The organism is Paenibacillus terrisolis, assembly GCF_056171975.1.
Window position 1 is genome coordinate 11,462 of sequence record NZ_JBKFGG010000003.1, and the last position, 14,964, is coordinate 26,425.

The window sequence follows — 14,964 nt, forward strand, 5'->3', positions numbered from 1 at the left end:
AGCAATGCCGTTATTTAAATGAAAAGCCGGGTTTTGGGCTTCAATTGGCCAATTTAACGACGCTGGAGTCCCTTAGAACTCCCAAAAGAGCAGTTGGCAGCAAATAAGGGCTGTAGGATTCGTTAGAATGGAATAGTATGAGAATGCCTGAAACGCAAAAAAAGACAAGCAGGAAAATAAGTTTCCGTCTTGTCCCAATCTTTGAAATGATTTTTTTGAACAACGCAACTGCCTCGAAAGCATATCACACGATGCAGTCCGCATCGCAGCTTAGAAGAGTCACTGCTTTTGATCCAGAAGTTTCAATATCCGCAAGACCGTTCCTTTGCTTCTCGCATCCTTTGAAACTGAGGGACGCACCGTAATACGGGCGGGAAAGGATTCCGTCTCCACCGGAAAGAGAACAATGACCGGGCGGTACACCGTTTCACACCATTCGTCGAACGGATTGTGGGTATTGAACTCGCCGCCGTTCACGGAGTATTCGAGCATCCCCGTGTCCAGTCCGCAGAGCATCAACAGCCCCGCATGCGAACCATGCGCGAAGAACTCGAGCGATGCTCCTGCATTACTGGAGACAAAATGATGGAGACCATATCTCCAGTTGATGAGCGGCGCCGGATTCGAAAGCCCGTCCGCCCAGTGAAAGCCGGTTTGCCGATTGGCTTGATCCAAAGGCAGCAAAGCCCCGTGTTCATAGCAGTCCCCCCTAAGCGGTATTGGAAGGACGGCCAAGGAATCGAAATCCTCTGCTGGTCGATCCAGGACTTCCGGACCCAGTGCGAGATCAAGATACTCGTGAAGCGTTTCCGCATACGCGGCATATCCCAGGTCGCTAGGGTGCACGCCATCGGGAATCAGCGATTCCCGGGTCATCTGTCCGGAACGTATTTTTTCGCGCAGCGGCGGTACGAAGTTTACCGATGATATCCCGTAATGGGATGCCACTTCTTCATGAATTCCAATCTGCAGTGGAGCCGGATCGTTTAAATTGCTGTCCTTCGCCATATAAACAAAGCAGATATCCGTTTGGGGCGAACGCTGCCGGCACTCCCGTACAATGCCCTCCATCCCGCGCAGGATTTCCTCGCGGTCCTCTCCATCGTTGACGGCAAAATCAACAAACATGAGGTCAATCTCCCCCCGCTTCAAAACATGCCCATGCAGCCGAAAAGCGCCGAAGGCGGAGTTCGTTCCTCCAACGCCGGCATTGATACAGCGTACCTCCTGTTCCGGAAAACGTTCCTTGAGATATTTGCCGGTGAGCGCCCGCCAGCTGGTTTCCTCCGGATTCGACGCGCCAAAGCCTTCCGTAACCGAACCTCCCAAAAAAGCAACCGTTATCCCCTTGCCGTTCTCAAGGCGTAAATTAACGCGTGGCAGCCCCCCGCGAAGACGTATGTATTCCGTGTTTTCCATGCTCAGCACCTTCCTTAACCTTCCGTCCGGATCGTTTCAAGGCTATTATGGAAGGCGAGCCTACCGATTGAAATGGATTTTTCTATGATTTTCGGATTTCGTCATGTTGAACCTGTTCAATCACAAGTTTATCTCCCGCAACAACGGCATTCAAATTCAGCCTTCTCAGCATCACGTACACTTGCTCCTCACAAGCAAATAATGCGGCTCCCTTATAGTAGATATCCGACCTGTTCAACCGGATTAGTTCTTGGTTCGGCAGCCCGAATCGATATTCATATTCCGCGTTGCTTACATAATGGTAGAAGACCGCAGCGCTTAAGTAGAACTCATCGTCCAATATCAGTACGGAATACAGCGTCTCGTTATCCGGAAAAACTTTAAAAACCTCCGATTCGATCAAACACTGCGGGGAATTCCCGATAATGGTTTTGACCTGCCCTGAGGTTAACGGAAGTTTCAGCATTCTGTGATTGATCTCCTCCGCAATTCCGATTAGCTTGGAAATACCCATGAGAACAAATCCGCTAACAATGCTGAGCAACAGAAAGACCGGATGATATGCCAGGACCCCTATAAACGTGCCAAATACTATAATGACACACCCGGCGACAAATTGAACCTCTTTCAAAATCAATCCCCCAATTTTCCGAATAAAAGCCGGCAATGAAGCCGTTCGAGCCGAGTACGCTCCGGCCCCACAACCCAAGCTTCCTTTAAGCGCGAAGTAACCAAGGCTACCGGCCGGAATCAAATGTTTTTTCCTCATCGCCGATTTCCATGATTACCCCCGGCTCCTGCGAAGTTCCCGAGAAACCGCCCGTGTTTTTATAAACTCCCTCAAAGCTGGTGCCTACCGTAACCTTGATATGCAACGGAAGACGGATTTCTTTAGCTTCGAACTCCAGCCCTTCCACATACGGAATAACCGGCTTGATCCAAACTACGGCCTCTTTTCCATAATTAAAAAAACGGAACGAGCAGTTTGCTTCCACTTGTGTTCCTTCCGATCGAACGGTACACTCACTGCCCTTAGGGGAGTAATCGACCGACGATACGCCGCCAGCGTTGTGCTTCACCATGAACATAACCTTTTCGGAGACGAGCGGGGAGAATAAAAATACGCCCACGCAGGTAACAACGACCCGGCTAAAAATGCGGGGATATTTCTTAACATAGAGCCTTGTAATACCGGATAGACCAATAATAAGCAGAATGAAACCCATGATGACGGGAAGATGAAACTTCATGTTTCTTTGTTCTGTCCAAGGCGAAAGGCCTAATGATGCAAAGAGCAAATCCCCGTAAGAACGCCCCAGATGATTCAAGGGCAGGAGGATCATAGCCATAATTATTGCGGTCCAAAAAATTATACGCTTTTTCAACAATATCCCCCCATGGCCTGTGCTCCTTGACGATTAAACCTCCCACAGCCGTTCCACCCGCTCCAATCGGCCATTGTCAAACTCCAGCTTGTAAACATCCGGCTTTGAGGTCGTAAGCCAAAAATCATATCCATACCGGGAATCAAAATAGTTCAGCATCAACGTCATGATATTTCCGTGCGTCCCGATGGCGATTTTCTTACCCGCGTGCTTTTCAAGGATTGCCTTTAATTCCGGGATAGCTCTTTCCGTTGCGGCATTGCCGGACTCGCCGCCCGGCGGCGCATAATCCGGGTCAGCAAACATTTGTTGCAGAGCCAGCCAAAAATCATGATCGGGAAGATCCGCTTCGGCAAATTGCCGTTCCCGCAGATTTTCGAACAACTCAATGTCAAGGCCTCGTTTACGGGCATAGTCCTCCACCGTTTTTACGGCGCGGACATATGGGCTGGAGGCAACCACATCAATATTTTCCCGGATCAGGATCTCCGTCACCTTCTCCACATCGCGGCTCCCTTTATCCGATAACCCTCTGCACCTTTCTTCGCCGGATATATAGGGGGATTCGGCATGCCTTACAAAATAAACGACAGTCCTCATCGCGCCGCCTCCCGCTCCTCCCATTCTTCTCTCAGAACGCCCATGCGGATCGAATCGTAATAAACGCCGTTATAAAATCTGCATTTGCGCATTCGTGTTCCGATTATTTCACGATCCCGTTCAATGATAAGCCTTTGCACCGGATCAACGGCTTCAGCAAACCAGGCGAGCATCTCCTCACGGTACTCTTCAAAAGTGATCTCGTCCATCGGGAAATAGGGTGAATCCCAATTTCTCCACTCCGTCTCCCCAAAAATCAACCGATATAACGGCGCCAAATCTTCTTCGGTCATACTTCTAAGAAGCACCTTTTCTCCTTGCAAAACAACCTTATGATTCAAAATCGCTTTCGCCTCCGCTTTTTCCCGGCTTGGCCCATATCACGTGGATCATATCCAGCCAGTGGCTCTCGGCATTCACAATCTCCATGCCCGATTCCCGTATGAGCCCCAGAATGTTCCGGGTGTGATGGCATCCGTAAGTCCTATACAGCAGCGGATCAAGTACTTTCTGAACGGCGGAAACCGGAAAATGCGAACTGATTCCATGTTCCATGAGCAGGATCGCTCCATTCGGCTTGCACCACCGCTTGATTTTTCGAAGCATTCCGAGCGGGTCAACATAACTGCATAATGAAAGAGTTGAAACAATCGTGTCAAAAGATCCTTCACCAAAATCCATGCCTTCAATATCCGAACAAATCAGCTTGGCATCGAAAAGATGTTGCTTGGCTCTTTGTCCGGCTTTCTCAATCATTGCCGAACTGAAATCGACGGCAGTCACTTGTACTCCCGGAGGGTAAAATGGAAAGTTGGCTCCCGCTCCGACAGCCAGCTCAAGCACCTCGCCTTTAGCCGAACCTATCAACTGTTGACGCCAAAACCTTTGTTTTGCACCCTCCCGGTTTTTATCGTAGTAATCGGCTTGTCTGTCGAATTTGCTCACTCGCGCCTCTTTCTCCAACAGCCTCCCCCCTCTCCGTACAGCGGATAAATAATGGTTACCTGCGTGTTTCCTCGATACTTTCATGATAGATTGATCCAATATCTCCGGGTTATTCCCCCGTTCTCTTCCGCAAAATCGGCGTCACGGACTCCGCCGTTTTTAACAATGACTTTCTCCGAAGCGATATTATCGGAATCGCAGGTGACCAGAACCTTTTCAATTCCCAGTTCGGCCGTCTTTGCCAAGGACAACTCAAGCAGTTTCGTAGCGTATCCTTTTTTTCTCTCCGAGGGACGAATGCCGTAACCGATGTGTCCGCCAACGTTTAGCAAATACTCCGTCAATCGGTGTCTGATGTTGCTGGCACCCAAAATCCGGTTGCTTCCATCCGCTAACCAAAATGTGGAACTGGGAATCCAGCCTTCCTTTAGACCGATTCCGCGTGCGTTGTCTTCAAAAAACCGCAGCAGTTCCGAAAAAGGTTCAGGTTCCCTGCTGATTACCCAAGGAACCATGTTTTCGCCCGAATTTTTCCATTCCGCATAAAATGATAAATATTCGTTTTTCAAATCGGGGCAAGGTTTCATTAATACTAACCGGTTCAATGCAATCACCTTCTTGTTGAATTTCCGTTTCAGAACGTTTTGTGGCTAAACAAAAGCCCCGGCGGTCGCTTCCTTACCTCAAGCCGGGGCATGTTGTCTCATTCGTTATGGTAGTGCTTAGTTCTTCCAACCATTTTGCATTAACGCTCTGACGATTCCATCGTCTCCAATACTCGTTTAACACGTTCATCGACGCTCGCTCGAACATCGTTTTCAATTCTTAGTACGGGGCATTCCAACTTCGCCATCCAAGCTTCATGCATGGCCCTGCTGCGCATATCGGGCCCGCCTTCGTCATACATGGACGCCCATTCGATAAACTGCAGACTGGCCTCATATCGATTTCCGCCAACCTCGGCCTCTTTGCCATAGCGGATTTTCTCCCTTGCTTTAATCCGCTCGATCCGAACATCCCGGGGAATCCATAGAAATACAACCAAGTCAAACCAAGGAATAAAACGATCCCCCCACCCGCATAAGGATCCGGACAAAATCCATTCGTTGTTGGCTTTAAGGTCGCTTTTCAGCAATTCGACGCGTTCCTGCTCGTCTCTCTTCGCCGTAAAAGGAACTTCCGTCGGCAGCCAAAAATAATGATCCGTATCAAAATGCGCCCTGCCCAACTTGTCGGATAAGGCATTTCCGAGCGTCGTTGTTCCGGAACCCGAGGCGCCCAATATATGAATTCGGTTTATCATTTCTCGTCCCGCCTTCTATCGACAGCTTCTCGCAAACTATGGTTAAATTCTCCATTAAGCCCCAAAACACCTGCTAAGGCAATAAAACGGCCGGCCAAGTATAGAATAAACTAACAATCTTGAAGCTTAATGAGCCGTCAAAATCAATGGACCGTCCGAAGTCATTGCGATGGTATGTTCATACTGGGCCGACAGTTTCCCATCCGCCGTGCGCGCCGTCCACCGGTCTTCATCGATCATAATGCGAAAAGTGCCTTCGTTAATCATCGGTTCAATGGTGAAAACCATGCCTTCCTTCAAGCGAATGCCTTTACCGGCCACCCCGATATGTTCGTAGCTCGGCTCTTCATGCAAGCTTCTTCCGATTCCGTGGGCCAGCAAATCCCGCACCACCGAAAAGCCGCTCGCCTCCGCATGCCGTTGAATCGCCGAAGTCACGTCGCCGAGATGATTACCGGGTAAAGCTTGCGCGATTCCTTTATCGAGGCATTCTTTGGTGACTCTCATCAGCTTGGAGGCTTTCTCGCCGATTTCGCCTATCGCATAACACCAGCATGAATCACCAAACCAACCGTCATATTCCGCTACAATGTCAAGTTTGAGCAAATCCCCCTCCTGGAGGGGACGGGCTGACGGAAATCCATGCGCAATTACGTCGTTGACCGATGTGCAGGTCTCTGCGGGAAACCCGTTGTATCCTTTGGTAAACTGCTTGCCGCCCAACTTGATGATATGCCGCGCGACAAAATCGTTGATCTCAAGCGTGGTGATGCCGGGCTCGATGATTTTGGCCGCTTCCCTATGACAGTCGGCAACGATTTGGCCGGCGGTTTTCATTTCTTCGATTTCTTTCGGTGATTTCAAAATAATCATTTCTAGGCCTCCTTAAGCCTCCGCCGGATTGGCGCTGATTTGAAAGGCTTGTCCAAAATCCGTGCCTGCAGGCACGCAGCAAAAAATGGTGAATCCAAAAGAAGCTATCATGACGCACACCCGAAGGTTAGGACCGCTGACCGCCAATCTACCAGCGGCCCCACCCCAAGAATGCCTTGAACTATACCATCACCTTATGGAAACCTTGCGCTTATCGGAACATTCCCCACAACCTCAGCAGATGGAGAGTATTGCGCGGGTCGATTCTCTGATCGAGCACAAACTGCACGATTTGCTCTTCCTGGGCGCCGGTCAGATGCTCGCCAAGAATCGAAGCAGCCGACTTGACAAGCCGGCGAACCTTAACGCGATCCTGCAGATCGGCTTTCGTTAAGCCGTTCACCAGGCCTTTGATCCGATCCTTAGTTGCCGGGTTCTTAAGTTTTTGCTTGACCCGTTCCACCAGTTGCGGACTGATGCCATATTGATAGAAACTCAACGCCGTATTGCACCTCCCGTCGATTCCGGAACTTCATAGCTAATATATGACGGAGAGGCTGTACATAGTGCGGTTAAATACGTAGGACGAGCAAAAAATGCCTCACGGCGTGTGTATCTATTTCGTATGCAGCTACTTTAAGAATGACACGGCCTCATGCGTTTGTCCCAGCTTTTTGATCGTTTCCTCATATTGAGTGGAGGCGTACGCAATGAATAAAATATCGACGACGACCAGTTGAGCCAGCCGTGAACCGGTGGCCCCGCTGCGCAGCGTGGCTTCGGGAGCCTGTGGCGAATACAACATCACATCGGCCAGCTCCGCCACTTTATGGTTGCCAAATCTGGATAAACCAATCGTGCGGACTCCAAAATGTTTGGCAACCCGAAACAGCTGCACCACCTCTTTCGTATTGCCGCTATAGGAAACGCCCAAAAACAGCGCGTCCGGCGGAGCGCTCGCTAACGCAGCGGCGACCAAATGCTCGTCCTGCAGCGCAGAAGCCTGCTTGCCAAGGCTCAGCCACTTCTGAGCGGCATCGGCGGCCACGATCGCGGAAGCGCCTATCCCGTACATGTAGATAACCGGAGCCTTGCGAATGCTTTCGATCACCCGATGGATCGTGTCCGGCTGCAAATGAAGCAAAGTATCTTGGATCGCCTGGAGACTGTTGGACACCGTTTTCGAAACAATGCTCTGCAGCGATTCGTCTCGCTCGATATCGTAATAACCCGGCTTCTGAGGTTTCGCGTTGTCGACCGACAATCGAAGCTTCAGATCGGGAAAACCGGTTAAGCCTAAAGAACGGCTAAGGCGGGTAATGGCGGCCGCACTGGTCCCGGCCTTCTCCGCCAGCGTATGAATGCTTAGTGAAGCAACCTCCTCCGATCCGTCCAGAATATATCTGGCGGCTTTACGCTCCGATTCCGGAAGCCGCCCCAAGACAGCCTCCATTTGGGCAAGAATGCTTCCCGTCACTTTTATCCTCCTCATAAGGCCATATCCAAATTATTCTATTGCACAAAATGTGCAAGAACGGACGGATCGAAATCCGTCCATTCGATTTCTATTCTATATATTATGCTTCATCGGCATTTGCTTTGTAAAACCGAAGAGCGTCGGCAAGTTTCGCAAGCCGGACAGAACAAAAAGATGCCTTCCCATTGAGAGACGGGAAGGCATTCAAATATGCTGTTTCTTATGCGGCTAATCGATCAATTCACCTTGCAAAATCTGCTCCCGCTGCAGATACCCCCGCAGCGGTCCGTACTCGGGCGACGTCCAAAAGGACTCGCCCGCCACCAACCCGGCGGCATCGTCCCGCGCCGCCTCCAAAACCGCGAAATCGCTGACCATGTCCGCGATTCGGAATTCCGGCACGCCGCTTTGCTTCGTGCCGAAAAAATCCCCGGGACCGCGCAGCTCCAGGTCCCGTCTGGCCACTTCGAAGCCGTCGTCCGTATCGGTCATGACCTTCATCCGCTCCTGACCGACCTCCGACTTCGGATCGGCGATCAGCACGCAGTACGACGCGTGCTCTCCCCGCCCTACGCGGCCCCGCAGCTGGTGCAGCTGCGACAGGCCAAAGCGGTCCGCGTCCATGACGATCATCAGTGTCGCGTTAGGCACGTCCACGCCGACCTCAACGACGGTCGTCGAAACGAGCAGTTGCACTTCGTTGTCGTAGAACGCGCGCATCACCTCATCCTTTTCGGCCGACGTCATCCGGCCATGCAGCAGGCCGACCCGAAAATCCGGGAACGCCTGCTGCATGGACACATACAGATCAATGGCGTTCTGAACGTCGAGCTTCTCCGATTCCTCGATCAGCGGACAGATCAGGTAAGCCTGGCGTCCCTGCGATACCTCGCGGGAAATGAACCCAAGGACACGGTCCATCATCCCGTGCTTGACCCAATACGTCGAAATCGGCTTTCGTCCTTTTGGCCGTTCCGACAAGGTCGAGACATCCATATCCCCAAAGGCGGTAATGGCCAGCGTCCGCGGAATAGGCGTCGCGGTCATGGTCAGCACATCGGGGTTAAAGCCTTTGCGGCGCAGAATGCTGCGCTGATTCACCCCGAAACGGTGCTGCTCATCCGTAACCACAAGGCTCAGCGCGCGGAAGAACACTTCTTCCTGAATAAGTGCGTGCGTACCGACGACGATATCCGTCAGTCCCATTTGCACCGAAGCCAGGAGATCTTTACGTTTTCGACCGGTCAAGCTGCCCGTCAACAGACCTACCGTGATGCCGAAGGGCTCGAACATGCGGGTCAGCGAGCGGGTATGCTGCTCGGCGAGAATTTCCGTCGGCACCATGAACGCCCCCTGATGACCCGATTTCACCGCCGCATACAGCGCGATTGCCGCGATGACCGTTTTGCCGGAGCCAACGTCTCCCTGCAGCAGGCGGTTCATGCAGAACGGCGAACGCATATCCTGCAAAATCTCGAGCTCGACCTTCTTCTGCGCGTCCGTCAGCTCAAACGGCAGACTGCGGACGAATTCCCGCACCGTCCCGTTATCCACCTCATGGCGGACTCCGTCCATGCGATCATGATTCATCGCCCGATAAGCCTGCAGCTTAAGCTGGAACAGGAACAACTCCTCATAGACCATGCGGCGGCGGGCGTGCTGCCCTTCCTCATTATCCTGCGGCTGGTGAATCCGCAAGATGGCGTGTTTTCTCGGCATCAAATCGTATTTTCGGATCAGCTCCGCCGGAAGATTCTCCGGAATCATCTCTCCGTACTGCAGCAGGGCCTGTCCGATCGTTTTGCGCATCCAGGCCTGCGTGATATTGCCTCCCACCGAATAAACCGGCTGAAGGCTGCCGCTGCGCAGCGTGCCGCGATCCGGAAATTCCGATTCCGACACGGTCAGCTGACTGCGCCGCTGATCCCATTTGCCTGTGAGTACAATCTCGCGCCCGGTGGTTAGCTGGTCCTTCAGAAAATGGCGATTGAACCAGGTTGCCGTGAACATCCAATCCTCCGCAACCATTTTGCAGGTCAGTCTGGATTTTCGGCCATACCGCTGCAGAACGGGCAGCCCCATAATTTTCGCCTGCACGGTCACTTTATCCCCGTCCTTGATCTCCGTCAAAGAACGGATCCGGTAGTCCTCATACCGGAACGGGTAATATTCGATTAGATCGTTCACCGTAAAGATGCCAAAGGCGTGAAGCTCTCCCGTTTTAAGAGCGCTCACGCCGCTGACTTGCCTTACGGGGATTTCATGCAACTCCATAACATAAATCCCTCGCTTTATAGAAATCCGGCCGTTCAACCGGACTATTGTGCCGGCCAAATAAACACGGCCACCGTGCCGGGGCCGACATGCGTGCCCACGACGGCACCGATGCTGTTCCGCACGATTTCATGCAGCGTAAAATGCTCGCGCAAAAGCTCAATCATTTCCTCGGCACCCTCCGGATTTACGCAGTCGCAAACCGCCACGTTGATATCCTTCAACCCGCCGAAATCATTGACGAACAGATCGATGACCCGGGATACCGCTTTTTTGCGGCCTCTTACTTTTTCAACGGCATAAATAATGCCTTCCTGGTCAACCGATAAAATGGGCTTGATATTGAGCAGCGTCCCGAGAATCGCCGCAGCTTTTCCGATTCGCCCGCCTTTTTGCAAATATTCCAGTGAATCTACCAGAAAATAAAGCCTGCGGCTTTTCCCGAGCCGCTCGACCTCGGCCCGAATCTCTTCGGCCGAAGCCCCCCGTTTGGCCATTCTTGCCGCATGAACGACCTGCAGGCCGAAGCCGTAGGTCGCGCACAGGGAATCGATGACCGTAATGTCAACCGGCTCCCCAATCTCGTCCTCCAGCATGGATTTGGCGAGAACGGCCGATTGATACGTACCGCTCATTCCGGAGGAAATGTGAATCGAGACAATCGGCGAGCCGGGATAAGCTTCCAGCAGATTGCGGTAAACTTCCACATACTGTGTCGGAGACGTCTGGGAAGTCGTCGGCAAATCGCGGGAAGCCGCGAGCTTCGCATAGAACTCTTCCGCCGTAATATCGATGCCTTCCAGATAAGATTGCTCGCCGAAGGCAAGCCGCATCGGCACGATATGTATGCCGTATTCCGAAACAAGTTCCTGCGGAACGTCCGCCGTGCTGTCGGCGATAATGACAGCCTGACTCATAGGGATCTCCATCCTTTCATTATCCATCCCATGATCTTCAGGGGATGTCAGGATTCTACCGAGAATAAATAATTATAGATCGGTTGACCGCCGCTGTGAACCTCTACTTCAGCGTCGGGATACTCCGCATGAATCCACGCCACCAGAGCGTCCGTTGTTTCCGCTCCGGCTTCTTCGCCGACCAGAACCGTAACGATTTCATCACCGCGATCGAGCATTTTGGCCAGCAATCCCTGGCAGGTCTCCAAAAGCCCCTCTTCACTGGCGACGATTTTGGAATCGGCGATACCGATATGATTTCCGGCGGTGATCTCCAGATCATCAAAAACCGTGTCGCGGATCGCATAGGTGACTTGTCCCGTTTTGACGCTGTGAACCGCATTTTGCATGTTTTCCTGATTGTTTTCGAAACTGTCTTCTTCCTGAAAAGCAAATGCAGCCGCGATGCCTTGCGGAATGCTCTTGCTCGGAATCACGATCACGCTGCGCTCTCCCTCAAGAAGATCCCGCGCTTGCTGAGCCGCAAGAATAATGTTCGAGTTGTTCGGCAGAACGAAGATATGCTGCGCCGAGATGGAATGAATCGCATTCACGAAGTCCTCCGTGCTCGGATTCATCGTTTGGCCGCCCGAAAGAACCACATCAATGCCAAGACTGGTGAAAATATCGGAAATTCCTTGTCCGGAAGCCACCGCGATAAAACCGTACGGAGCCAGCTCATCGGCCGGGATTTCGGCCGGGTCGGCCTGACGCGCGGTTTCCGCGGGAATATCAGCGAACAGTTCCGGCATCGGAGCCGCATCCATGCCCGCAATGAGCAAATCCCGATGCTGCTCCCGCATGTTCAGGATATGAATTTGCGTGATTTCTCCGTAACGCAGGGCCAGATTCAGAACATCTCCCGGCGTTTTGGAATGGACATGTACTTTAATGATTTCGTCATCCGAAATCACGATGATGGAATCGCCGTTTTGTGACAGCGCTTTCCTAAAGTGATTTTCGTCAAAAACCGTATTTTGGATTTCACCAAGCTTCCGGTTAATGAAAAATTCCATATCATATAAAAATTCGATATCTTCAGTTTCAAGTTTGGCCTGCGCCGAAACCGGAAGGGCGGATGTCACATGCGCATGCGCGGCGGACTCGCGAACCTCAGCCAGCGGCTTCAAAACCGAAGCTTGTCCGTGCGTCTCAGCCGCGTAAACAACGGCACCCGACAAGCTTTCCAAAAATCCTTCGTAAATATAAACGAGTCCCTGGCCCCCGGAATCGACGACCCCTACCTGCTTCAAAACGGGCAGCAGATCCGGCGTCCCCGCTAGAGCTTCTTTCGCCTTGCTCAGAACCTCCGTCATCAGTTCATTGATATCGGTGGTTCTTCTGGCATAATAAACCGCGTGTTTGGCAGCTTCTTTCGCTACCGTCAGGATCGTGCCTTCGACAGGCTTCACCACCGCTTTATAAGCCGTATCCACACCGCTTTGCAAGGCGGCGGCGAATTGAATCGCATTCAATTCATCGTAAGTGGCGGCGTAACGGCCAAACCCCCGGAATAATTGGGATAGAATAACGCCGGAATTTCCACGAGCGCCCATCAGCAGGCCTTTGGATAAAGTTCCCGCTCTGCTGCCTACACCTCCCGCTCCGTACGTTTTCAATTCAGCCACGCCTGCCGTCATCGTCAAATTCATATTCGTACCGGTGTCCCCGTCGGGTACCGGGAATACATTCAGGGAATTGACGTGCTCGGCATGCTGCGAAAGCCGATCCGCACCGGCTAATACCATGGCGGTAAAATCTGCTCCATTCAAAGAACGCTTACTCAATGATAATTCCCCTTCCTAGCTTGATACACGTACGCCTTGGACCGCGATGTTCACATAGGCCACATCGAGTCCGATAATTTGGCTTAAAATATATTTTACTTTTAGCTGAATGTTGTGTGCGACCTCGGAAATTTTCGTGCCGTAACTGACTATGATATAAAGATGAATAGCTAATTTATTGTTATCTAGGCTCACTTCCACACCCCGGGCAAAGTTCTCCCGTCCCAGCAATTCGGCAATGCCGTCCTTTAATTGCTTTCGGCTTGCCATTCCCACCAGTCCATAACATTCCATGGCGGCCGATCCGGCGATAACCGCTATTGCTTCCTCCGAAATATCAATCTGTCCATATTCGGTCTTTAATTCTATAGCCACGCCTGCATTCACTCCTCCCTTGAAATTATTATGGACTAAACAACATTGTACTATAAGAACAAAGAGAAATAAATAAAAGAGTCTTCCCTCGCTCGCAATCCGAATTCTTCCGGAGACACAAAACCATGCTCCCCTTAAAGCGCTCTCATAAATTCGCAAAGGAAGCATGGAATTTGAAACATAAATTCGATTTATGATCGGGATTAATATTCTTGAAGGCTTTCGGTTGACGGGACTTTTTTTACTGTGATATTATATTTAAGTGTTGTTTTATGAGTTGGAACAGGAGGTGTAATAAATGTCTCGCAAATGTTATGTAACTGGCAAAAAGCCAAGCAGCGGTAACCATGTCTCTCACGCTAATAACCGCAATCGTCGCTCTTGGGGCGTAAACGTGCAGAAAGTCCGTATCTTGGTAGACGGCAAACCAAAACGCGTATACGTCAGCACTCGGGCTTTGAAATCCGGTAAACTGACCCGCGTATAATGCCGGGAATAAGCATATAGACAAAAAGCACCTTTATCCGTAGAGGTGCTTTTTTGATGTCTCCTGTTCTGAAGTCTTGCAAGATCAATATCCCCTGACCATTAGTGGAACCATTCGTTCATTCGGCATAAAAGGCGGAGCCCGTGCGCGTCACGCCCTTTCTTTAACAGGCGGCACTGGGCCGCCTTTAATTTTTGTGAAATGTGTTCAGAACGGCTTTCACGAATCCTCCCAAAAACTTAGGCAGCTTGAATGTGTAAAATTTCATCGTTCACCCTCCCCATCAGCTCATACCTTCACCCATATTCTATGTTTCGTTACGTTTCCCCGTGTATTCCTACGGCAAAAAAATAGGCTACATGAGAACCCTGCTCATGTAACCCATTGTATGCGTATATTGAAGAGCCTATGCCTTGGAGACAAGGCTTTCGCGGATTTCGGCGATCGCTTTTCGGCGGTCGGTCTTGCCGAACACGGCGTTTCCGGCGACAAGAACATCCGCCCCGGCTTCGACAACCAGCGGTGCCGTTGCCGCCGAAATTCCCCCATCCACTTCAATTCGTAGATGGGTCAGGCCCAATTGTTCCTTCCATTCTTTTAATTCTCGTATTTTGCGCAAGGTTCCCGGAATAAACGCTTGTCCTCCGAACCCCGGATTCACCGTCATGACCAGCACAAGATCAAGATCCTCCAAAATTTCGCGCACCGCGGACGCAGGTGTTGCCGGATTGAGAGCAACTCCCGCTTTTGCACCCTGCTCTTTGATGAGATGAACAACGCGATGCAGATGAGTGCAGGCTTCCGCGTGAACCGTAATCAGGTGCGCCCCGGCTTTGGCAAAAGCGGGCACGTAAGTTTCCGGTTTCTCAATCATTAAATGAACGTCAAGCGGTAGCTTCGTCAGCGGAGCAATCGCCCCCATAACCAGCGGACCGAAAGTCAGGTTCGGCACGAAATGCCCGTCCATCACGTCAATATGAAGCCAATCGGCGCCGCCGCGTTCCACGTCGGCAACTTCCTCGCCCAATTTGGCAAAGTCCGCGGACAAAATCGACGGCGCAATAAAGATATCATTCATGATGT

General features: G+C 51.4%; 18 protein-coding genes. 1 reads left to right on the forward strand and 17 read right to left on the reverse strand.

Going from position 1 to position 14,964, the window contains the following annotated elements:
* Positions 1 to 279 precede the first annotated feature (279 nt).
* The 15 genes from ACI48K_RS03400 to ACI48K_RS03470 all read right to left on the reverse strand — a co-directional run bounded on the left by ACI48K_RS03400 (position 280) and on the right by ACI48K_RS03470 (position 13,394).
* Positions 280 to 1,419, reverse strand: coding sequence for an SGNH/GDSL hydrolase family protein (locus ACI48K_RS03400; protein ID WP_475026200.1), 1,140 nt, complete (start codon positions 1,417 to 1,419; stop codon positions 280 to 282).
* A gap of 82 nt (positions 1,420 to 1,501) precedes the next feature.
* Positions 1,502 to 2,050, reverse strand: coding sequence for a hypothetical protein (locus ACI48K_RS03405; RefSeq protein ID WP_475026201.1), 549 nt, complete (start codon positions 2,048 to 2,050; stop codon positions 1,502 to 1,504).
* A gap of 106 nt (positions 2,051 to 2,156) precedes the next feature.
* Positions 2,157 to 2,669, reverse strand: a complete 513-nt coding sequence (locus ACI48K_RS03410; RefSeq protein ID WP_475026202.1) for a hypothetical protein — start codon at positions 2,667 to 2,669, stop codon at positions 2,157 to 2,159.
* Between the two features lie 168 nt (positions 2,670 to 2,837).
* Positions 2,838 to 3,404 carry a histidine phosphatase family protein gene (locus ACI48K_RS03415; RefSeq protein WP_475026203.1) on the reverse strand — a complete coding sequence of 189 codons (567 nt, stop codon included), beginning with the start codon at positions 3,402 to 3,404 and terminating at the stop codon, positions 2,838 to 2,840.
* Positions 3,401 to 3,697: a hypothetical protein gene (locus ACI48K_RS03420; RefSeq protein ID WP_475026369.1), complete on the reverse strand. Its 297-nt coding sequence runs from the start codon at positions 3,695 to 3,697 to the stop codon at positions 3,401 to 3,403. Before ACI48K_RS03420 ends, ACI48K_RS03415 begins: the two co-directional genes overlap by 4 nt.
* A 37-nt stretch (positions 3,698 to 3,734) precedes the next feature.
* Positions 3,735 to 4,367 carry a class I SAM-dependent methyltransferase gene (locus tag ACI48K_RS03425; RefSeq protein WP_475026204.1) on the reverse strand — a complete coding sequence of 211 codons (633 nt, stop codon included), beginning with the start codon at positions 4,365 to 4,367 and terminating at the stop codon, positions 3,735 to 3,737.
* A 62-nt stretch (positions 4,368 to 4,429) separates the two neighbouring features.
* Complete coding sequence (locus tag ACI48K_RS03430; RefSeq protein ID WP_475026370.1) at positions 4,430 to 4,936, reverse strand: GNAT family N-acetyltransferase; 507 nt, start codon at positions 4,934 to 4,936, stop codon at positions 4,430 to 4,432.
* Between the two features lie 158 nt (positions 4,937 to 5,094).
* Entirely contained in the window at positions 5,095 to 5,652 is a 558-nt protein-coding gene (locus tag ACI48K_RS03435; RefSeq protein ID WP_475026205.1) for an ATP-binding protein, read from the reverse strand.
* A 126-nt stretch (positions 5,653 to 5,778) separates the two neighbouring features.
* Positions 5,779 to 6,525 (reverse strand): type I methionyl aminopeptidase, encoded by a 747-nt coding sequence (gene map, locus ACI48K_RS03440; RefSeq protein ID WP_475026206.1) that lies wholly within the window; start codon positions 6,523 to 6,525, stop codon positions 5,779 to 5,781.
* Between the two features lie 211 nt (positions 6,526 to 6,736).
* Entirely contained in the window at positions 6,737 to 7,024 is a 288-nt protein-coding gene (locus tag ACI48K_RS03445) for a stage VI sporulation protein F (RefSeq protein WP_475026207.1), read from the reverse strand.
* Positions 7,025 to 7,156: 132 nt separating this feature from the next.
* Complete coding sequence (locus ACI48K_RS03450) at positions 7,157 to 8,002, reverse strand: MurR/RpiR family transcriptional regulator (protein ID WP_475026208.1); 846 nt, start codon at positions 8,000 to 8,002, stop codon at positions 7,157 to 7,159.
* Between the two features lie 228 nt (positions 8,003 to 8,230).
* Positions 8,231 to 10,276 (reverse strand): ATP-dependent DNA helicase RecG, encoded by a 2,046-nt coding sequence (gene recG, locus ACI48K_RS03455; protein ID WP_475026209.1) that lies wholly within the window; start codon positions 10,274 to 10,276, stop codon positions 8,231 to 8,233.
* 44 nt (positions 10,277 to 10,320) lie between these two features.
* Positions 10,321 to 11,193, reverse strand: coding sequence for a DegV family protein (locus ACI48K_RS03460; protein WP_475026210.1), 873 nt, complete (start codon positions 11,191 to 11,193; stop codon positions 10,321 to 10,323).
* A 47-nt stretch (positions 11,194 to 11,240) separates the two neighbouring features.
* Positions 11,241 to 13,019 (reverse strand): DAK2 domain-containing protein, encoded by a 1,779-nt coding sequence (locus ACI48K_RS03465; RefSeq protein WP_475026211.1) that lies wholly within the window; start codon positions 13,017 to 13,019, stop codon positions 11,241 to 11,243.
* A gap of 15 nt (positions 13,020 to 13,034) precedes the next feature.
* Positions 13,035 to 13,394: an Asp23/Gls24 family envelope stress response protein gene (locus tag ACI48K_RS03470; protein ID WP_475026212.1), complete on the reverse strand. Its 360-nt coding sequence runs from the start codon at positions 13,392 to 13,394 to the stop codon at positions 13,035 to 13,037.
* Between the two features lie 298 nt (positions 13,395 to 13,692).
* On the opposite strand from ACI48K_RS03470, the gene rpmB reads away from it, so the two are divergent.
* A complete protein-coding gene (rpmB, locus tag ACI48K_RS03475) occupies positions 13,693 to 13,881 on the forward strand; it encodes a 50S ribosomal protein L28 (protein WP_068781907.1) in 189 nt (62 codons plus the stop codon).
* A 187-nt stretch (positions 13,882 to 14,068) separates the two neighbouring features.
* On the opposite strand, the gene spoVM is transcribed toward rpmB, so the two are convergent.
* Together spoVM and rpe are read right to left on the reverse strand one after the other, a co-directional pair.
* Positions 14,069 to 14,149, reverse strand: coding sequence for a stage V sporulation protein SpoVM (spoVM, locus tag ACI48K_RS03480; RefSeq protein WP_036621610.1), 81 nt, complete (start codon positions 14,147 to 14,149; stop codon positions 14,069 to 14,071).
* Between the two features lie 138 nt (positions 14,150 to 14,287).
* Positions 14,288 to 14,959 (reverse strand): ribulose-phosphate 3-epimerase, encoded by a 672-nt coding sequence (gene rpe, locus ACI48K_RS03485; protein WP_475026214.1) that lies wholly within the window; start codon positions 14,957 to 14,959, stop codon positions 14,288 to 14,290.
* Between the last annotated feature and the right edge of the window lie 5 nt (positions 14,960 to 14,964).